This is a genomic window from Caulobacter sp. GW821-FHT12F03 (assembly GCF_058806855.1).
This window is the reverse complement of record NZ_JBXAQC010000011.1, coordinates 13,722-31,852: the sequence shown is the minus strand read 5'-3', so window position 1 is coordinate 31,852 and position 18,131 is coordinate 13,722. Positions and strand designations below refer to the sequence as shown.

Sequence of the window (18,131 nt, the reverse complement as noted above, 5' to 3'; positions counted from 1 at the left end):
TTACTGCGCCATCCCGCCGCAAAGGCTCTTGTCCGCCATAACCCGCTGATCCGGGGCCAGGACGCGATAGAGGCCGGTGACCGCCGTCCGGACCTTGTGGAGCGCCTTCAGGTGCTCCTTCATCATCATCTCATGATGCGCGAGACGCTCGGGGAGCGGTTTGGACATCATCGTCGCCATCATGCCGCCGTCGCCCATCATGCCCGGCATGCCGCCCGGCTTCATGGGCATCGGCATGGTCATGCCGGCGGGCATGGGATGAGCGTCGGTTTTCACGGCCGCCGCGAAGGCGTTCCAGGCCCTGACTTGCCTGTCGGTGATGTCGAGTTGCGCCTTCAGGCTGGAAAGGCGCTGCTCGGACAGGCCCATGCAGTGCATCGGCCCCATGTCCATCATCCCGTCCATGGCCATCATGCCGCCCTTTGCGGCGGGGCCGGCCGGCGCGGCGGGAGCGGCTGCCGGATCGGCGGCTGGGCCGTGATCATGAGGCGGCGCGGGTTGTTCAGCTGCATAGGCCGAGGTGGCCAACGAGAGGGCGGCGACGAGCAGCAGGGGCTTGAAGGACATGGTCATGGTGTTCGGCTTTCTGGACCAGGCTGATCCGATCAGCGCAGTATCCACCGACCTGTCCCTGCATCCTTGATCTGTCGCAAACATGCCGCCGGGCGTTACGTTCCGGCCTGAGTGAGAGATAGGTCCTCGCCTGTCGCCGGGGCCGTCAGATCACCGGCTCATGAGGCGGTTCCGACGCGGGCTTTCGGGCGAAAGGATCATGGGCTCGCATCCAGTTCCGCGCCGGGCGCTCGACCAGGTGATAGGTCGCCATGGCGGCGAGCAGGGTCGCGACGAAGACGCCGCCCCAGGCCATCCACGCCGCTGCGCCGCTGATGTCCGGCGCGAGCCGGTCAAGGGCATGGAAATAGGCGATGTCGATCGGCAGGTGGGTCATGTAGACCGAGTAGGAGACCTCGCCGAGGTAGACCAGCCAGGCGGCGCTCATGATCCCGTGCGCGCCGGTCTTCGACGCTTCGGCCAGAGAGAAGATCAGCAGCCCGAACGCAGGCCAGATAGCCGCGTCGCTGAAGCTCATTGAAGCGGCGAAGCAGATCCAGATCACCGCCGCCGCTGCACCGCCGAGGGCGAGCCCGCGAGGCAGCGTGACCGTCCTGCCGAGCTGGTAGAGCGCCGCGCCCAGCAGGAAGGCCGGGATGATGCGGATGAACCCCAGACGGGTGACCTCCGATAGAGGGAGGCCATGGCTTTCCACGGCCCAGAAGATCAGGGCGAACACGCCCAGCGCGACGAGGACCGCCGCCCAGGCCGCCCGCTTGAACGTCAGCACCAGAACCGCCGCCGCCGGGAAGGCGAGATAGGCAAACCATTCCGCCGAGATCGACCAGGACGGGAAGTTCCACTGCACCGAGGGCGTCGTCCCCCAGGCATGGATCAGGAGCAGGTGCTGCGGCAGGACCGCCGGGTCGAAGGCGATGGGATCGAAGGTCGCGCCCATCTTCATAGCCACCAGCCAGATGACGATAGTTGCCGTCAGCGTCACCAGATGGACCGGGTAGATGCGCGACAGCCGCGCCCACAGGAACGATCCGTAGTTGAACGTCCTGGCCTCCCACCGGGAGAGGTAGACGTGGCTGAGGATGAACCCCGACAGGATGAAGAACAGATCCACCCCGAGGTAGCCTTTGGCCACCAGCCCGAGCCGATCAACGTCCAGTCCGAGGTGGTCGCGGAAGTGGTAGGCCAGCACCCACATCGCCGCCACGATCCGCAGGGAAGTCAGCGGCCGGATGTCGTTCGGATACATGCTTCGCCCCCGCGCGGCAGCCCTTGCCGAAACGCCCACTTGGGCGCTTGGGTCAGGGAGCCCTTGAAGGGCTATACGGCTGGCGTGGGCGGACCCCTCATGATCGGGCAGAGCCTAGAGTTTTACGGCGCGGAGCCTCAGCGCATTGCCGATGACGCTGACCGAGGAGAGCGCCATGGCCGCCGCCGCGATGGCCGGTGAGAGCAGCAGGCCGAAGACAGGATACAGGACGCCCGCCGCGATGGGCACGCCGCCGACGTTGTAGATGAAGGCGAACACCAGGTTCTGCCGGATGTTACGCATGACGGCCCGCGAGAGCGTCCGCGCCTTCAGGATGCCCGTCAGGTCGCCTCTCAACAGGGTCACGCCGGCGCTCTCGATGGCGACATCGGCCCCCGCCCCCATGGCGATGCCGACATCGGCCGCCGCCAGGGCTGGTGCGTCATTGACGCCGTCGCCGGCCATGGCCACCACACGGCCTTCACCACGCAGGCGCTGGACCACCGAGGCCTTGTCCTGTGGCAGCACTTCGGCGGCAACCTCGGTGATGCCGAGGCGGTCGGCGACGGCCCGCGCGGTGGTCTCGTTGTCGCCGGTCATCATGACGATGCGCAGGCCGGCGGCCTTCAGTTCATCAATCGTCGCCCGCGCGTTGGCCTTGATCGGGTCGGCGATGCCGATGAGACCGCCGAGGGCTCCATCCACCGCCACGAAGACCACCGTCGCGCCCTGCCGCCGCAGAGAGTCCGCATCGGTTTCCAGCGGCGCGATGTCGGCGCCCTGTTCCTGCACGAAGGACCGACTGCCGATGGCGATCTTGCGGCCATCCACCACGCCGACCACGCCGCGACCGACGGGGGAGTCGAAGTCGGTCGCCTCCGCGAGGGTGACGTTCTCATCCTTCGCCGCCCGCAGGATGGCGTCGGCCAGGGGATGCTCGCTGCCGCGCTCAAGACTGGCGGCCAGACGGAGCAGCTCAAGCCGATCAAGGCCGGCCACGGGCTGCAGAGCCGTCACCGCCGGACGCCCTTCGGTGAGCGTGCCCGTCTTGTCGACAACCAGAGTGTCGACCTTCTCGAAGCGTTCGAGGGCCTCGGCGTTCTTGATCAGCACGCCGGCCTGGGCGCCCCGGCCGACCCCAACCATAATCGAGATCGGCGTGGCCAGACCCAGCGCGCAGGGACAGGCGATGATCAGCACCGATACGGCGGCGACGAGGCCGTAGCTGAAGCGCGGGTCGGGTCCGACAAGCGCCCAGGCGATGAAGGCCAGCGCGGCGACGAGGATCACCGCCGGCACGAACCAGCCGGACACCTTGTCCGCCAGACGCTGGATCGGCGCCCGGCTACGCTGGGCCTGGGCGACCATCTGCACGATCTGCGACAGCAGGGTGTCGGCCCCGACCTTGTCGGCGCGCATGACGAAGGACCCGGTCTTGTTGATCGCCCCGCCGATGACGGCCTCGCCGACCGTGCGGGTAACCGGCATGGACTCGCCGGTGACCATGGACTCGTCGAGCGAGGCCCGCCCTTCGACGATCTCGCCATCGACCGGGACCTTCTCGCCCGGACGGACCCGTAGGCGGTCACCGACCACGATCAGGTCGAGAGTGGCTTCCTCGTCGGTTCCATCCGGGCGGATACGCCGCGCCGTCTTGGGTGCGAGATCGAGCAGGGCCTTCAAGGCCCCCGACGTGCGCTCACGGGCACCCAGCTCCAGCACCTGGCCGAGCAACACCAGCGCGGTGATCACCGCCGCCGCCTCGAAGTAGACCGGCACACTTCCGTCCATGTTGCGGAAGGCGCCAGGGAAGACAGCAGGCGCGGCCACGGCGACTACGCTGTAGGCCCAAGCGACCCCGACCCCCATCGCGATCAGGGTGAACATGTTGAGGTTGCGGGTTCGCAGCGACGCCCAGCCCCGCTCGAAGAACGGCCACCCGGCCCACAGGACCACCGGCGTCGCCAGAGCGAACTGCACCCAGTTGGACAGTTGGCCCGGCATCAGGGCGTGCAGGTTGAAGAGATGGCTGCCCATCTCCAGGGCAAAGACCGGCAGGCTCAGCGCCACGGCGACCCAGAACCGACGCGTCATGTCCGCGAGTTCGGGGTTGGGGCCGGAGTCGGCCGTGACGGTTTCAGGCTCCAGCGCCATCCCGCAAATCGGACAGGAGCCGGGGCCGACCTGGCGGATCTGGGGATGCATGGGGCAGGTGTAGATCGTCCCGGCGGGAGCGGGTGGCGCCTCGGCGCGACCCTTGGAAAGGTATTTCTCCGGATCAGCCTGGAACTTCGTCAGGCAACCGGCCGAGCAGAAGTGGTGGGTCAGTCCCGCGTGTTCGAGGTGATGCTTCGACGTGGCCGGATCGACCGACATGCCGCAGACCGGATCAAGCACCTTGCCGTCCGCAACCGGGCCATGATCGTGGCCGTTGTGATGGCAGGATGCATGCGTCTCGTTCATAGCGTCTCCTTGGGCAGATCGACTGCGAATACGAGACCTAGCTATATACCCCATGTGGGTATTTCAAGGATGCCTTGGCGGGCTGGCAGAATTGACGCGAACGCCGCCTTAGGCCGGTCCGGTCTTTCCCTTGCCGCCACAGCAGCCAAACGCCTTCTCTGCTACGATGACGGGTTGGGCGATCTGCGCTGGCGGGTCGGGATTGCAGCAGCAGCCGGCCACATCCCGCGCATCGCCTGCAGGTTCGGTCAGAGTCGGCGGGTCACTAGCAGGGAAGCTCTGGTCAAGAGCCTGGTCGAGCTGTTGGCTCGTCTTGTCTTGGCGGGTGGTCATGATGGTGATGTCCGTTTCCGTGGCCGTGATGCATGAACAGATGCATCACCGGGCAGGCGAGAAAGAGAAGGTAGGGCAAGGCCCCAAGGGCGTGGCCCCAATGGTCTCGCAGCAGCCAGAACAGAACGGCCGAGCCAACCGCGACGGCGGTCATCGTCAGGAAGCTCTTGAACCTGGCGGTCATGTCTGGCTCCGGAGCCCGTCTCAGCGCGGCTCAAGGCCCCTGAACAGGTTGTAGGCCATCGCCGTCAGGGCGCCGGTCAATGCGCCGAACGCCAGAGCCGCGCAAAGGCCGATGCCAAGCGCCAACCCCGACGCCTCCGGGGCCGTCGTGAACAGGGCGACGAACATGTGCGAGGCGGGGAACGCGTTCAGGGCCGTGGCCGCCCAACACAGGGCGAAGTTTACGGCGAGCACCACGGAGCCAGTCGCCGCGCAGCGGACGACACCTAGCGGTGGCGTTGCGGGCGCGTGTGCATTGATCTCAGTCATCGCACTATCTCCGAGGGTTTCCGCGCGATGACTAGCTGACCAGCAAGGGTCACGCGTTGATAGGGATCAAACCCGGCCCGGCGATGCTTGTTCCGCCTGGGAGAGAGCATATTCGGCCTCCAAGCACGGCGTCGGCCGACAATGCGACCGAGCATCCTGACCAACACCCCTGTGGGGTATGTGGAAAATACCCCCAGGCGGCTTATATCGGGGGCCAAAGAGAGGTGCATCGTGAACCGCGAGAACAAGCCAAAACTGCTCAATCGCCTGAACCGGATCGAAGGTCAGGTGCGCGGCATCGCCCGGATGGTCGATGAAGATCGCTACTGCATCGACATCATGACCCAGCTTCAGGCGGTGAAGGCCGCCCTGTCGAAGGTTGAGACCGAACTCATGCGTGAGCATATCGACCACTGCGTCGCCTCCGCCATCAGCAGCGGAGACCCGCAAGAGCAGCGGCAGAAGGCCGATGAACTGATCACGCTGTTGCAGCGGTCGATGCGATGAACCTCGCCAACGTCAACGACGCGGGCAGCCTGCCATCCTCTTGCGCAAGCGAGGGGTTGGGCATGGTCGCGCGTAGGTCTGGAGACGGGCTGCATGATCGACCACCCGCCTTGATGGAGATGCACGGATGAAGCCCGGATTGCGCAATCTGCTGATCACGGTGGTCCTCGCCGTCCTGGCGGCCGGCGGCGGCGCCTCCGTCTGCGCCTACTACGTGATCAGCCACCAGACCGCCGGACCTTCGCTGCACGACATGGTCCACCGGGATCTGAAGCTGACCCCGGAACAGTCACGCAAGCTCGACGCCATCGAAGAAAACTACGCGCTCGAACGCAAGGGACTGGAAGCTGATATCCGGGCGGCCAACCGTGAACTGGCCGCCGCCATTCGCGAGGGCCACAAGGACTCGCCACAGGTGGAGGCCGCCATCGACCATCTGCACATGGCCATGGGCGCCCTGCAGAAGGCGACTATCGCCCATGTGTTCGACATGCGGGCGGTCCTGACGCCGCAGCAGGCCAAGATGTTCGACGCGGAAGTGATCGCGGCGCTCACCGAAGAGGATCGGTGAGCCCGGACTTCGAAGCGCCGGACGACCAGCTTGCCGCCAGTGCAGTCGCGGGCGACGAGCGCGCTTTCGCTCGGCTGATCGCCCGCCACAAGGACGGGCTCTATCGGTTCATTCGCCGCTACACCGGCAATCCTGACGAGGCTTACGACCTCCTCCAGGAGACCTTCGCAGCGGCATGGATGGCCCTCGGACGCTATGACGCCGCCCGATCGTTTCCGACCTGGCTGCGGAGCATCGCGCTCAACAAATGTCGGGACTGGTCCAGGCGACGCGCGGTGCGTCGTTGGCTCACATGGAGCGATCCCATTGATGGCCAGGTTGGACTGAACCTGACGGACGATACGCCGTCGCCCGAGGCGGCGGCGCTGGACCAGCAACGCCTATCTCGGCTGGACCGAGCCGTGGCGAACCTGCCGCAAGGGCTCAAGGAGCCGCTGATCCTGACGGCGCTGGAGGAACTCAGCCACGAAGACGCCGGCCGCATTCTCGGGTTGACCGCCAAGGCCATCGAGCTGCGGGTTTACCGGGCGCGCAAGGCGCTGGCGGAAGCTCTGACCCTCGACGAGGTCTAGGTCTTCTTCGCGTGCGACGACCAGTGGATGTGGGTGATGAGCCAGGCGCCCTTCACCCGTTTCAGCACCATGGTTTCGGTGCCTTCCCGGTCCACCGGCTTGCCTTCATAGGTTCCAGTCGTCCGGCTCTGGGTCATGACCACAGCGAATGAGCGGCTGGTCGAGACGCGCCGGCTCACCACCTGGTCGGTCATGCCGACACTGTAGGCGATGTCGCCCGGCAGATGCCCGGTGACATACTCCTCCTTCGAGACCTCGACCCAGCCCTGCTCGTAGATGACCGCGTCGTCGGCCATCAACGCGGCCACCGCTGCGGCGTCGCCACGCTTCATCGCTGCATGGAACTGCTCGACAACGGCAAGCGGACTGGACGCGGGCGTGCCGGCCTGGACCGGGGTGGCGGGAGCTGATGCGGCAATGGACGCTCCGGCAAGGCACAGGGAAACTGCGAGGGCTTTTAGAACCACGGGGAGACTCCGATGTCGGGGGTTAGAACCATGCGCGCACGCCGATGACGAAGCTCGTGGCTTCGACCTCCTTGCCTGCTATGTGGGCGTAGTCGGCCGTGCCGCCGAACTTGCGGTCGAACGAGACGCCCACATAAGGCGCGAACTCCCGCTTGATCTCGTAGCGGAGCCGCAGGCCCAGCTCGATGTTGGAGACGCCGGAGCCCAGCTCCAGTTCGGGAATGTCCTGGCCGGTGAGGTTGGCTTCGACGCGCGGCTGCAAGATCCAGCGTTGCGTCAGACGCAGGTCGTAGGTTCCTTCCAGCCGGCCGAACAGCTCGCCCTTGCTGGACAGGAACAGGGCGCCAGATGTCTCGAACCAATAGGGCGCGACGCCTTCAAATCCGACCGTGGCGTAGGTGCGCTTCGGTCCCGACTGTAAATCCTGCCGGACGCCGGCCTGGAGATCAAAGAAGGGACTGACCGCCCGCGAATAGAGCGCCTGCACCTCGGCGCTTTCCAACTCGTCGGCGCCTTCGCCCTCGGTCTTCACAACGAACCGATTGATGTCGCCGCCGACCCAGGCTTCGCCTTCCCAGCGGTAGCCATCCTCGCCGTCGCGGAATTGATACTCACCGAGGCTGATCATCACCTTCGAGTAGATGCCGCCGCCATGCTCCATGTGAAGCTGGCTCCGTGCGCGGGCCATCGCCGCCGGGTCGAATATGCTGTCCGCTGCGAAATCAGCGGGAACCAGCGGAGCAGGTTCGTCGCCGACGACTTCATCAGACGCATCCGGGGTCGGGGCATCCATGCCCGGCATTGCCGCCATATCCGCCTGAGCTGCGGGCGGTTGGGAAGCCTGAACCGGCGCAGCGGTCGGGGCGGCCTTTGGCGCCGGATCGGCTGGGGGCATCGGATGGCCCGCGTGCTGGGCCAGGGCGGGCGTGGCGGAGACGGCCAGGATCGCCGTCAGGATCGAGAGCGTCCTCATGCGCCTTCCCCCGTCAGCGGGCGGACGCTCATGACGCGGAACATTCCGGCATGCATGTGCATCAACATGTGGCAGTGGAGCGCCCAGTCGCCCGGGGCGTCGGTTGTCAGGTCGACCGAGACCTTTCCTCCCGGCGCGACATTCACCGTGTGCTTTCGAGGATGTCGGCCCTTTGGCCCCACAAGCAGCTCGAAGAAATGCCCGTGCGTGTGGATCGGGTGCGACATCATCGTGTCGTTGACCAGGGTGATCCGGACCCGCTCGTTCAGTCGGAACGGGATCGGCTTGGTGACTTCGCTGTAGGACTCTCCATCGAATGACCACATGAACCGTTCCATGTTGCCGGTCAGATGCAGCTCAAGGGAACGGGACGGCGTCCGGGTGTCCGGGTTGGGCGCCAGAGCCTCAAGGTCTGTGTAGACCAGCACCTTGTGCCCGACATCCTGGAGGCCCTGCCCGGGCTCTCCCGTGCGATCCACGGGCATCGGCGCAATCATCTGGACGCCAGGCCCCAGCTTGACCTGAGGGGCGTTGTCGCCGTTGCGCATGGACATATCCATGCCGTCCATCGACATGCCGCCCTCGCTGCCCATGTCCATGCCGCCCATGTCCATTCCCATGTCCCGCATGGTGGCGACAGGGCGCTCGCGCAGCGGCGGCACAGCAGCGACCATGCCGGGGCGCGGGGCCAGTGTGGCGCGCGCCATGCCCGAGCGATCAACTGCCTCGGCGACCAGGGTGAAGGCCCGGTCCTCGGTCGGTTGGACGATGACATCGTAGGTCTCGGCGTTGGAGAGCTGAAACTCGTCCACGGTGACCGGCTTCACGTTCTGGCCGTCCGCTTGAACCACGGTCATCGACAGGCCGGGGATGCGGACGTTGAAGATGGTCATCGCCGCCGCGTTGATGAACCGCAGCCGCACGCGCTCGCCGGGCTTGAACAGGGCGGTCCAGTTGTCCTGCGGGCCGTGGCCGTTGATGAGGTAGGTGTAGACCGAGCCGGTGACATCAGAGATGTCGGTCGGGTCCATCCGCATCTTCGCCCACTCGACCCGATCTTTGAAGCTCTGGTCGCGACCGGCGAGCAGGCCGGCGACGGTTTCCTTCTGCATGTTAAACACGCCGGCCTGCTGCTTGAGCTTCCGGTAGACGACGTGCGGATGCTCGAAGGAGAAGTCGCCCAGGACCACCACATGCTCCCGGTCGTAGGCGACGGGATCGGCGTCTCTGGGCTCGATGACGATGGGGGCGTAGTGCCCTTGCAGCTCCTGCAGGCCCGAGTGACTGTGATACCAATAGGTCCCAGACTGCACGACCGGGAACTCGTAGACGAAGGTCTCGCCCGGCTTGATGCCCGGGAAGCTGACGCCGGGAACGCCGTCCATCTGGAACGGCACGATCAGGCCATGCCAGTGGATCGAGGTGTCCTCGTCCAGGTCGTTGGTCACCGCGATGCGGGCGATCTGCCCTTCCTTGAGCCGGATTATAGGTCCTGGAACGGTGCCGTTGATGGTGACGGCATGACCGTGACGCCCATCAATCGGCCAGGCCGTATGGCCGATGCGCAGCTTGATGTCGGCGCCTGAGAGCATGGGAAGGTCGCGGACAAGGCCGCCTGAATTGCTCCGCGCCCAGGCGGGGAACAGGCTGGTCATCGCCATGCCTGCCCCAAGCAGGCCGGCGTTTCTCAGGAGTGTGCGGCGGGCGATATTGGGCATCAAAACCTCGGTTGGACGGGCCAAACGCACGGCGTCGGCCCTGATCTGTCTTTGAGATCAACCCGCGTCCCTCGCGTCGATCCAGCTCAGTCTTCAGGCGTCAGAACATCATGTGCTCGGCGCCGTGGGTTATGATCGCGCCGAAGTAGGCCTGGACCAGGATCAACAGCACCGTGGCGACCAGCAGCGCCTCGTAGCCACGCGAACTGAGGCGCGCGGCCGCCTGCTCCGCCGGTCTCTTCAGGAACCACAGCCCCAACAGCAGGAACGGCATGGCGGTTCCAAGCCAGCGGTGAACGGTCAAGGCGAAGCTGTCGTCGGGGGTCGGCAGTCCGGCGTTCAGCCAGCCCATCGGGGCCGCGACAAATGCGCCGGCGACACCGACCGCCAACAGGATCTTGTTGCTCGCCGTGTAGATCGGCTTGCCCCGGACGGCCGCGAGACCTTCCAGGAAGGCCACCGTCAGCAACAGGGCGATAGGGAAGTGGATAACCGCCGGATGCCACATGCCGATCCAGGCCATCAGACGGCCCTCAAAGGTCGTCGGCTTGGCCTTGTGGCTCATCATCATGCCGTCGTCGTCGCCGGTCGGCCAGGCCATGTCGGTGACCGGCATATCCTCGGGCGACACGGTGGTGGCGGCGGGCGCCGTCGCGGACGCTGCCGCCGGGACGGGAGCCTTGTCGTCTTCCCGCGCACTCAGGGGCGAGGCGGCAAGGCCGACTGCCAGAAACAGCCCAAGCATACCAGCCAGCCAAGGCCTTGCGGTCGTGTTCGTCATGGCCTCGGCCCCCTGGTGTTTTCGATTGCGGTCACGGGCGTGATTTTCAGGACCACGCCCGCACCTGGCGTCACAGGACGTGGATTTCGGAGACGACCGGCTTGCCGTGTTCGTTCTTCAGAACGAAGTGGACCTTCTTGCCGACCGTGACGCCGTTCAGGACGGCGGCCGACTCGACCTTGAACTTCATCGTCATGGCGGGCCATTTCAGCGCGGCGATGGGGCCGTGCGCTATCACCACCGTGCCCGCCTTCACGTCCACCGCCTTGACCACGCCTTCGCCAGATGCGGCCTGTGGCGCGGCCCCGTGGTCTTCGCCGTTGTGGGCCAGGGCGGGAACAGCCATCCCGGCGGTCGAAAGGGCGGCGGCCAGCGCCGCGATCATCAGATTGGACTTCATCAGAAACTCCTCGGGTCTCTCGGATCGGTGCGCCTCGGCGCGTCAGGGGGATATACGCATCCGACAGGCGCAGCCCTCATTGGGGGGCCGACGACTTGCCGAGCAAGCAAAGGCTCGAAGGGTCTGGGGGATTTGAAGGGGCAGCGCGTATAGTGATGGAGTGCAGGGCGTGAGACTCAGGAATTGAACGACCGATTGGACCGCTTGCTGACGCAGCTTCGCGACCAGGACCTGGATCGTGAGCTCGGCGCTGTCGAATACGACGTGCATCGCCTGATCGCCCATGAGCGGTCGGCGAGAGCCGGTCTCGCGCCCGCCCGCATGGCCGCCGTGGGCATCGCCCTGGTTCTGGGAACCGGCGTCGGCGGTCTGACCGCCGCGTCCGCCGTGGCCGCGCCCAAGCCGTCCATCTTCGCAACCGCCGACGCTCTCGCACCATCGACGCTGCTCGAAGGAGGGCGTTGATCGAAGCCGATGCCGACTTCGATCCGCTAACCCGATCAGGATCTACTGCGCCTGGATAGCCGTCACCTCGCCGGTTCCATCCATCATCTTCAGATCGAAGGTCACCTTGTCGCCAACCTTCACAGTGTCGAGCAGGGTCGCCGGCGTAGCCTTGAACTCCATGGTCATCGCAGGCCATTTCAGGGCGTCGATGGGGCCATGGTCGAGCGTGATCATGCCCGTGGCTTTGTCGATAGCGGTTACCGTTCCTGTCCCTTTGGCCATGACGGCATCGGACATGTCCATTCCGGCCATGGTGTCGCTGGGGGCTGATGCGACTGCGGCGGGAGGTTGAGCATCAGCGGCCTGCTCGGCGGGCTTCTTGCCACAGGCGGCGAGGGTCGCGCCCAGGACGGCGATGGTCAGGATCACGGGAAGGCGCTTCATGGTGTGTCTCCTTGGTGAGGCGGTTGAACGGAACGGTTTCGCCGCCGCCGAAGCAGCAGGTAGGCGGCGGGCAGAACGAGCATCGACAGAAGCGGCGCGGTGAGCATGCCGCCGATCATCGGGGCGGCGATGCGGCTCATCACTTCCGACCCGGCGCCATGGCCGAGCAGGATGGGCAGCAGGCCGGCGAGGATCACGGCGACGGTCATAGCCTTGGGCCTGACCCGCAGCAGCGCGCCCTCGCGCACGGCGACCTCGATCTGGTCGCGGTCTGGATGGTCGCCGCGATCCGCCAGGGCGTGCTTGAGGTAGATCAGCATCACCACCCCGAACTCGGCCGATACGCCGGCGAGGGCGATGAACCCCACGCCAGTGGCGACCGACTGGTGGTAGCCGAGCAGATAGAGGGTCCAGATGCCGCCGGTCAGGGCGAAAGGCAGCGTCCCCATGATCAGGGCCGCTTCGTCGAACCGCCGGAAGATCACATAGAGCAGCACGAAGATGATCAGCAGGGTGGCCGGCACCACCAGCTTCAGCCGGGCCGCCGCCCGTTCCAGGAACTCGAACTGGCCTGAGTAGGCGATGGAGACGCCGGGCGAGAGCTTCACGTCCCGCGTGACGGCGGCGCGCAGGTCCTTGACCACGGACGCCAGGTCACGCCCGCGCACATCGACATAGACCCATGTCGAGGGCCGGCCGTTTTCGGTCTTCAGCATCGGCGGGCCGTCCGTGACCGTGACCGCCGCTACCGTGCCCAACGTGATCTGTTGCCCGGCGGCCGTGAGGATCGGCAGGGCGCGCAGACCTTCCAGGCTGTCCCGGATCTCGCGAGGATAGCGGACACTGATGGGGTAGCGGGCCAGGCCCTCGACCGTCTGGCCGACAGTTTCACCGCCGATGGCGCCAGCGACTATCTCCTGCACGTCGGCGATGTTGAGCCCGAACCGGGCGGCGGCGGCGCGATCGATGTCCACGTCCACATAGCGCCCGCCGGTCAGCCGCTCGGCGAGCGCCGAACTGACCCCCGGCGTGCGCTTGGCCACCGCCTCCACATCATGGGCGATGCGGTCCAGCTCAGTGAGATCAGACCCCGACACCTTCACCCCGATAGGGCTCTTGATGCCGGTGGCCAGCATGTCGATGCGGTTACGGATTGGCGGCACCCAGACGTTGGTGAGGCCGGGGACCTGCACCGCGCTGTCCAGCGCCTCGATCAGTCCCTCAGGCGTCATGCCTGGCCGCCATTGATCGCGTGCCTTGAACTGGATGGTGGTCTCGAACATTTCCAGCGGTGCGGGGTCGGTGGCGCTTTCGGCGCGGCCGGCCTTGCCGAACACGCTCTTCACCTCCGGAACAGTGCGGATCATCCGGTCGGTCTGTTGCAGCAGCTCTGAAGCCTTGGCCGCCGAGAGTCCTGGCAGCGCCGAGGGCATGTAGAGCAGGTCGCCCTCGTCCATCGGCGGGATGAACTCCCCGCCCAGCTGCGACAGCGGCCAGGCCGTGGTGGCGAACACCAGGGCGGCGATGACCAGCGCCGTGCGCGGCCGGTCCAGCACCCAGTCCAGAGCCGGACGATAGACCCCGGTCAGCCAGCGGTTCAGCAAGTTGTCGTTCTCAGCCGGTATGCGCCCCCGGATCAGCCGGCCCATCAACACCGGGACCAGGGTCACCGACAACAGCGCAGCCCCGGCCATGGCGTAGGTCTTGGTGAATGCCAGCGGCGAGAACAGCCGCCCCTCCTGAGCCTGCAGGGTGAACACCGGCACGAACGACAGGGTGATGATCACCAGGCTGAAGAACAACGCCGGCCCGACCTCGACGGCGGCGTCGGTAATCACCCGCCAGCGTTCATCGCCTTCGAGCCTCTTGCCGGGATGATCGTGTTCCCAACGCTCGATCTTCTTGTGAGCGTTTTCGATCATCACCACGGCCGCATCGACCATGGCCCCGATGGCGATGGCGATGCCGCCCAGCGACATGATGTCGGCGTTCACCCCCTGCAGCCGCATGATGATGAAGGCGATCAGCACGCCCAGCGGCAGGGTCAGGATGGCGACCAGCGCCGAGCGGACGTGCCAGAGGAACAGGCCGCAAACGAGGGCGACGATGATGAACTCTTCACCGAGCTTGCCGGTGAGATTCTCAATCGCCCGGTCGATCAGCTTGGAGCGGTCATAGGTGGTCACCACCTCCACGCCCAGCGGCAGGCTTCGTTTGAGCTCGGTCAGCCTGGCCTGAACGGCCGCGATGGTCGCCCTGGCGTTCTCACCGGACCGAAGGATGATGACCCCGCCGGCGACCTCGCCCTGGCCGTCCAGCTCGGCGATACCGCGCCGCATCTCCGGTCCGATCTGGATGGTCGCGACATCACCGAGCAGAACAGGCGTCCCTCCGGCGGCGCGCAGTGGCACGGCGCGGAAATCATCGAGCGTCTTCAGGTAGCCGCTGGCCCGGACCATGTATTCGGCCTCGGCGAGCTCCAGCACCGAACCGCCGGTCTCGCCGTTGGCCCGTTTGATCGCTTCGACCACCTGCTGATGGGTGACGCCGTAGGCGGCCAGCTTCACCGGATCGAGAACCACCTGATACTGTTTGACCATGCCGCCGATGCTGGCGACCTCGGCCACGCCGGGCAGGCTCTTGAGCTCATAACGCAAGAACCAGTCCTGCAGGGACCGGAGCTGCGACAGGTCATGACGGCCTGTGCGGTCGATCAGGGCGTATTCATAGATCCAGCCAACGCCGGTCGCGTCTGGCCCAAGCGCCGGCTTGGCGGTCTCCGGCAGGCGGCTCTGGACCTGGTTGAGATATTCCAGAACCCGCGACCGCGCCCAGTAGAGGTCGGTCCCGTCCTTGAACAGCACGTAGACAAAGCTGTCGCCGAAGAAGGAATAACCACGCACGACCCTCGCGCCCGGCACCGACAACATGGTCGTGGCCAGCGGATAGGTGACCTGGTTCTCGACGATCTGCGGCGCCTGGCCGGGATAGCTGGTGCGGATGACCACCTGCACGTCGGAGAGGTCTGGCAGGGCATCCACGGGTGTGGCGCGCACGGCCCAGACGCCAGCGCCGATCAGGGCCACGGCGGCCAACACAACGAAGAACCGATTGGCGACCGACCAGCGGATCAGGGCGGCGATCATGGCCGCCCGCCCATGGTCATGCCTTCGTCACGGATCAGGCGGGCCTGGACGCCGGAGAGGCTGGCCTCGGAGGCGATCAGGAACTGGCCGGACGCGACGATCTTTTCACCCTCATCAAGTCCGGCGAGGATTTCGGTCTGGCCGCCGGCTTCCCGACCCGTCCGCACCTCGGCGGGTCGATAGCGACCGCCATCCAGCGCCAACATCACCAGGGTCCGCTTGCCCGTGCGGATGACGGCCTCTGACGGAACCAGAAGGGCTGGCCTGGCGGTCTCGCCGAGTTGGACGGTGGCGAACATGCCGGGTTTGAGCCGACCAGCCCGGTTGGCCAGTTCAATCCGCGCGGTTAGGGTCCGCGTCTCACCCTGGGCTTCCGGCAGGACCGCCGAGACGCGGCCGACGAAGGTTTCTCCGGGGTAGGCGGCGAATGTCACCCTGGCCGATGATCCCGGCCGAACCTGTCCGGTCATGGCTTCGGGAATGGCCGCGTTGACCCAGACCGTGCCGAGTCCGCTGATCTCCGCTAGGGTCTGGCCGCCCGAAACTGTCATGCCCGTTCTGACGCTGAGGGTGCGGATCACCCCGCCGGTCGGCGTCGAGATCGTCGCCACGGTCTGCGGACGACCCGTTCGTTCAACCTGACTGATAAGGCCATCAGGCATACCGAGCAGCACCAGCCGCTGCCGCGCGGCCTGGGTCAGTCGTCCGTCACCTGTGCGCCGGACGGCGATATACTCGGCCTGGGCGCCGCCCCAGTCGGGGATCAGGACATCGGCTATCGGAGCGCCAGCGCGGACCACATCGCCCGGCGCACGGCCATAGACCCGCTGCACGAATCCGCTCGCCCTCGCCTGGACAATGGCCACATCGCGCTGATTGAAGTCCACGCTGCCCGTCACTGTGAGACCTGACGGGAGCGTTCCTCGGGTGACCGCGACGACCCGGCCGCCAAGGTTCTGGAGGCTGGCCGGATCGATGCGAACCCCGGCTCCGCTGGTTTCCTCGGCGTATTTGGGGATCAAGTCCATGTTCATGGAGGACTTGCCCGGCCCCGGGTATCTCTCCATCGGGATCATCGGGTCATACCAGTAGAGGATCTTGCGCTCGGCCGCCTTGTCGGGAGGCGGATTCGGCTCCCCAGGCTTGCCCAGATGCGCCAGCCCGTAGCCGCCCGCGCCGGCGATCAATACCAGCGCGACGGCGCCAACCACGATCTGGGTGCGAGAAATCTGATTGAAGGCGCTCATGACGCGTCCGTTTCGTAGATGAGGTTGATCCGCACGGCGTCGCGCAGGGTCTCGGCTTCCTTGTCGAGGACATCGAGCCTGGCGTCGGCGAGGGCGGTGAAGGCGGCCAGCACGTCCGGCAGGCCGGCAGTTCCGGCCGCGTAGCTGGCGGTCTCCAGATCGGCCCGGCGCTGGGCCAGGGGCAGGCGGGTGTCCCGCGCTCGCGCCCACAGGTCATGGTGCATCCGGTGATCAGCCAGATCGGCTTCCAGAGCGGCGATGAGTTCACGCCGCGCGGCCTCCCGGTCGATCCGCGCCCGCGTGGCGTCGGTCGTTCGGGCATCGATAGCCGGCCCCTGTCGCTCCCCTTGGCGGAGCGGCAGGCTCACGGTCACCCGCGCCGAGACCATGTCGCCGAACATCGGGTCGCGCTTCTGGTAGGCCAGCTCCCAGCTCCAGTCTGGCGATACGGCTGCCTTGGCACCGGCCACATCGGCATCGGCCACGCGCACCCCGGCGTCGAAGGCCAGCAGGGTCGGATGACGATCCAGCCCGGCGCGGAGCAGGACCGGATCGACCTCCCAATGCGGCGCCATGCCGGTCACGCTGGCGTCCGGGTCCCCGGTCCAGCGCACCAGGGCTGCTTGTGCCTTGGCGATGTCCGCCACGAGGGCACTACGCCGGTCGGCCAAGCCCAACAACCATTCCGCCGGATCGATGGTCTCGGCAGGTCTCGCGCCCCTCGTGACCGCCGAAGGCGCCGTGTCGAGCATCGGCTTGAGGGCTTTCTCAATGTCGTCCAGCGCGCCCAGGCGCGCCTGGGCATAGTAGAGATCGACCCAGGCTTGGGCGGCGGCCAGCCGAACCGCGCGGGCTTCGAGACCAGCCTGAGCGCCGGCCATGCCGACCTCGGCTTGGGCGCGCTCAGTCTGCGCCCGGCGGGCAGGCCGGCTGGGCATGTCCTGCATGACCCCGACACTGGCCATGGTCATCTCGTCCGCCCCGAACCGGCCCGCGAAGGGACCGGAGATTGGAACATTCTCGATTCCGAACGCGAGCTTTGGATCGGGCAGAACGCCTGCGCCGCGTTTGGCCGAACGCGCCGCGTCAACGCGCAGCGCGGCGGCCTTCAAACTCGGTGCGGTATCTGCAGCGCGAGCCAACGCCTGATCAAAGGTCAGCGGCTCGGCCTGGGCCGAGACGGCGGTGGCGCTCAGGGCGAGCAGCCACGCCAATTTTGCAGGAGACATGCTCCAAACTCCTCATGACGGCGCGCAAGCGCCAGCGGCCGGCGCACACAGCGGCCGGCGGTCAGTCGAGGGTCAGAAAGCGATGGGAGGTCGTAGGGTTCGGTCCGGCGGTATGGACTGCAAGGCCCGGGTCGAGGACTGGACGGGAGCGAGCGGTTCGAAGGAGACGACCGCAACCTCAACGCTGGAGGCTGGAAGCGCCGCCGCCGTTGCGAAGCAGGCCATGCCGGGTTTGCAGGGCGCCTTCTGCTCGGAACCGCCATTGCCGTGCTCGCAGCAGTCCATCTTGGCGTGAGCAGCCGCCGACATGCCGCTGGTTTCCATCGGGCATGGCGTCTTCAACATGGCCTGCGCCGAAGGCGCCGCGACCAGCGGTAAAGCCAGTGCAGCAGTCCAGATCAGCAGAAGGGTCAGCAATCGGATCAGGCGACTTCTCCTCACGGCGCAAGATGCAGCCTGCGACCACGCGGTTCAATAGCGCGAGGGCGATAGGGTAATCGATAATCGTTCGCATATGACTTG

19 protein-coding genes are annotated in these 18,131 nt (G+C 66.3%); 4 read left to right on the top strand and 15 right to left on the bottom strand.

Going from position 1 to position 18,131, the window contains the following annotated elements; all coding sequences use genetic code 11:
* The 5 genes from AC1RN0_RS18035 to AC1RN0_RS18015 all read right to left on the bottom strand — a co-directional run bounded on the left by AC1RN0_RS18035 (position 1) and on the right by AC1RN0_RS18015 (position 5,035).
* Complete coding sequence (locus AC1RN0_RS18035; protein WP_492788850.1) at positions 1 to 657, bottom strand: Spy/CpxP family protein refolding chaperone; 657 nt, start codon at positions 655 to 657, stop codon at positions 1 to 3.
* 61 nt (positions 658 to 718) lie between these two features.
* A complete protein-coding gene (locus tag AC1RN0_RS18030) occupies positions 719 to 1,819 on the bottom strand; it encodes an acyltransferase family protein (RefSeq protein WP_492788849.1) in 1,101 nt (366 codons plus the stop codon).
* 114 nt (positions 1,820 to 1,933) lie between these two features.
* Positions 1,934 to 4,282, bottom strand: a complete 2,349-nt coding sequence (locus AC1RN0_RS18025) for a heavy metal translocating P-type ATPase (protein WP_492788848.1) — start codon at positions 4,280 to 4,282, stop codon at positions 1,934 to 1,936.
* A gap of 283 nt (positions 4,283 to 4,565) precedes the next feature.
* Positions 4,566 to 4,799: a DUF2933 domain-containing protein gene (locus AC1RN0_RS18020; protein WP_492344346.1), complete on the bottom strand. Its 234-nt coding sequence runs from the start codon at positions 4,797 to 4,799 to the stop codon at positions 4,566 to 4,568.
* Between the two features lie 20 nt (positions 4,800 to 4,819).
* A complete protein-coding gene (locus tag AC1RN0_RS18015; RefSeq protein ID WP_492788847.1) occupies positions 4,820 to 5,035 on the bottom strand; it encodes a hypothetical protein in 216 nt (71 codons plus the stop codon).
* Between the two features lie 303 nt (positions 5,036 to 5,338).
* Between AC1RN0_RS18015 and AC1RN0_RS18010 the strand changes: the two genes are divergently transcribed.
* The 3 genes from AC1RN0_RS18010 (at position 5,339) to AC1RN0_RS18000 (ending at position 6,757) form a co-directional block, all read left to right on the top strand.
* Positions 5,339 to 5,614 (top strand): metal-sensitive transcriptional regulator, encoded by a 276-nt coding sequence (locus AC1RN0_RS18010; RefSeq protein WP_492344348.1) that lies wholly within the window; start codon positions 5,339 to 5,341, stop codon positions 5,612 to 5,614.
* A gap of 127 nt (positions 5,615 to 5,741) precedes the next feature.
* Positions 5,742 to 6,185 (top strand): Spy/CpxP family protein refolding chaperone, encoded by a 444-nt coding sequence (locus AC1RN0_RS18005; RefSeq protein WP_492788846.1) that lies wholly within the window; start codon positions 5,742 to 5,744, stop codon positions 6,183 to 6,185.
* Positions 6,182 to 6,757, top strand: a complete 576-nt coding sequence (locus tag AC1RN0_RS18000; protein WP_492788845.1) for an RNA polymerase sigma factor — start codon at positions 6,182 to 6,184, stop codon at positions 6,755 to 6,757. The genes AC1RN0_RS18005 and AC1RN0_RS18000 overlap by 4 nt, the downstream gene beginning before the upstream one ends.
* Here AC1RN0_RS18000 and AC1RN0_RS17995 read toward each other — a convergent pair.
* The 5 genes from AC1RN0_RS17995 to AC1RN0_RS17975 form a co-directional block, all read right to left on the bottom strand.
* Complete coding sequence (locus AC1RN0_RS17995; protein ID WP_492788844.1) at positions 6,754 to 7,224, bottom strand: DUF4440 domain-containing protein; 471 nt, start codon at positions 7,222 to 7,224, stop codon at positions 6,754 to 6,756. The genes AC1RN0_RS18000 and AC1RN0_RS17995 overlap by 4 nt on opposite strands.
* A 22-nt stretch (positions 7,225 to 7,246) precedes the next feature.
* On the bottom strand, positions 7,247 to 8,197 hold the full coding sequence (locus tag AC1RN0_RS17990; protein ID WP_492788843.1) for a copper resistance protein B: 951 nt from the start codon (positions 8,195 to 8,197) through the stop codon (positions 7,247 to 7,249).
* The gene (locus AC1RN0_RS17985) at positions 8,194 to 9,915 is read right to left on the bottom strand and encodes a copper resistance system multicopper oxidase (protein WP_492788842.1); all 1,722 of its coding nucleotides are present in this window, start codon (positions 9,913 to 9,915) and stop codon (positions 8,194 to 8,196) included. Before AC1RN0_RS17985 ends, AC1RN0_RS17990 begins: the two co-directional genes overlap by 4 nt.
* A 100-nt stretch (positions 9,916 to 10,015) precedes the next feature.
* Positions 10,016 to 10,696, bottom strand: coding sequence for a DUF2231 domain-containing protein (locus AC1RN0_RS17980; RefSeq protein ID WP_492788841.1), 681 nt, complete (start codon positions 10,694 to 10,696; stop codon positions 10,016 to 10,018).
* Positions 10,697 to 10,766: 70 nt separating this feature from the next.
* On the bottom strand, positions 10,767 to 11,096 hold the full coding sequence (locus AC1RN0_RS17975; RefSeq protein WP_492788840.1) for a copper-binding protein: 330 nt from the start codon (positions 11,094 to 11,096) through the stop codon (positions 10,767 to 10,769).
* A gap of 204 nt (positions 11,097 to 11,300) precedes the next feature.
* Here AC1RN0_RS17975 and AC1RN0_RS17970 point away from each other — a divergent pair, with 204 nt between their 5' ends.
* Positions 11,301 to 11,561 carry a hypothetical protein gene (locus AC1RN0_RS17970; RefSeq protein WP_492788839.1) on the top strand — a complete coding sequence of 87 codons (261 nt, stop codon included), beginning with the start codon at positions 11,301 to 11,303 and terminating at the stop codon, positions 11,559 to 11,561.
* 42 nt (positions 11,562 to 11,603) lie between these two features.
* Here AC1RN0_RS17970 and AC1RN0_RS17965 read toward each other — a convergent pair whose 3' ends face one another.
* The 5 genes from AC1RN0_RS17965 to AC1RN0_RS17945 all read right to left on the bottom strand — a co-directional run bounded on the left by AC1RN0_RS17965 (position 11,604) and on the right by AC1RN0_RS17945 (position 18,123).
* Positions 11,604 to 11,987: a copper-binding protein gene (locus AC1RN0_RS17965; RefSeq protein ID WP_492344357.1), complete on the bottom strand. Its 384-nt coding sequence runs from the start codon at positions 11,985 to 11,987 to the stop codon at positions 11,604 to 11,606.
* On the bottom strand, positions 11,984 to 15,133 hold the full coding sequence (locus AC1RN0_RS17960) for an efflux RND transporter permease subunit (RefSeq protein ID WP_492788838.1): 3,150 nt from the start codon (positions 15,131 to 15,133) through the stop codon (positions 11,984 to 11,986). Before AC1RN0_RS17960 ends, AC1RN0_RS17965 begins: the two co-directional genes overlap by 4 nt.
* Positions 15,130 to 16,380, bottom strand: a complete 1,251-nt coding sequence (locus AC1RN0_RS17955; protein WP_492788837.1) for an efflux RND transporter periplasmic adaptor subunit — start codon at positions 16,378 to 16,380, stop codon at positions 15,130 to 15,132. The genes AC1RN0_RS17960 and AC1RN0_RS17955 overlap by 4 nt, the downstream gene beginning before the upstream one ends.
* Positions 16,377 to 17,609 (bottom strand): TolC family protein, encoded by a 1,233-nt coding sequence (locus tag AC1RN0_RS17950; RefSeq protein WP_492788836.1) that lies wholly within the window; start codon positions 17,607 to 17,609, stop codon positions 16,377 to 16,379. The genes AC1RN0_RS17955 and AC1RN0_RS17950 overlap by 4 nt, the downstream gene beginning before the upstream one ends.
* A 178-nt stretch (positions 17,610 to 17,787) precedes the next feature.
* The gene (locus AC1RN0_RS17945) at positions 17,788 to 18,123 is read right to left on the bottom strand and encodes a hypothetical protein (protein ID WP_492788835.1); all 336 of its coding nucleotides are present in this window, start codon (positions 18,121 to 18,123) and stop codon (positions 17,788 to 17,790) included.
* Between the last annotated feature and the right edge of the window lie 8 nt (positions 18,124 to 18,131).

Bases quoted from the DNA above. Each gene is read 5' to 3' on its own strand.
- AC1RN0_RS17965 (WP_492344357.1), bottom strand. From the start codon at position 11,987: ATGAAGCGCCTTCCCGTGATCCTGACCATCGCCGTCCTGGGCGCGACC.
- AC1RN0_RS17985 (WP_492788842.1), bottom strand. From the start codon at position 9,915: ATGCCCAATATCGCCCGCCGCACACTCCTGAGAAACGCCGGCCTGCTT.
- AC1RN0_RS17980 (WP_492788841.1), bottom strand. From the start codon at position 10,696: ATGACGAACACGACCGCAAGGCCTTGGCTGGCTGGTATGCTTGGGCTG.
- AC1RN0_RS18005 (WP_492788846.1), top strand. From the start codon at position 5,742: ATGAAGCCCGGATTGCGCAATCTGCTGATCACGGTGGTCCTCGCCGTC.
- AC1RN0_RS18020 (WP_492344346.1), bottom strand. From the start codon at position 4,799: ATGACCGCCAGGTTCAAGAGCTTCCTGACGATGACCGCCGTCGCGGTT.
- AC1RN0_RS17990 (WP_492788843.1), bottom strand. From the start codon at position 8,197: ATGAGGACGCTCTCGATCCTGACGGCGATCCTGGCCGTCTCCGCCACG.
- AC1RN0_RS18025 (WP_492788848.1), bottom strand. From the start codon at position 4,282: ATGAACGAGACGCATGCATCCTGCCATCACAACGGCCACGATCATGGC.
- AC1RN0_RS17955 (WP_492788837.1), bottom strand. From the start codon at position 16,380: ATGAGCGCCTTCAATCAGATTTCTCGCACCCAGATCGTGGTTGGCGCC.
- AC1RN0_RS17975 (WP_492788840.1), bottom strand. From the start codon at position 11,096: ATGAAGTCCAATCTGATGATCGCGGCGCTGGCCGCCGCCCTTTCGACC.
- AC1RN0_RS18030 (WP_492788849.1), bottom strand. From the start codon at position 1,819: ATGTATCCGAACGACATCCGGCCGCTGACTTCCCTGCGGATCGTGGCG.
- AC1RN0_RS17950 (WP_492788836.1), bottom strand. From the start codon at position 17,609: ATGTCTCCTGCAAAATTGGCGTGGCTGCTCGCCCTGAGCGCCACCGCC.
- AC1RN0_RS17960 (WP_492788838.1), bottom strand. From the start codon at position 15,133: ATGATCGCCGCCCTGATCCGCTGGTCGGTCGCCAATCGGTTCTTCGTT.
- AC1RN0_RS17945 (WP_492788835.1), bottom strand. From the start codon at position 18,123: ATGCGAACGATTATCGATTACCCTATCGCCCTCGCGCTATTGAACCGC.
- AC1RN0_RS18035 (WP_492788850.1), bottom strand. From the start codon at position 657: ATGTTTGCGACAGATCAAGGATGCAGGGACAGGTCGGTGGATACTGCG.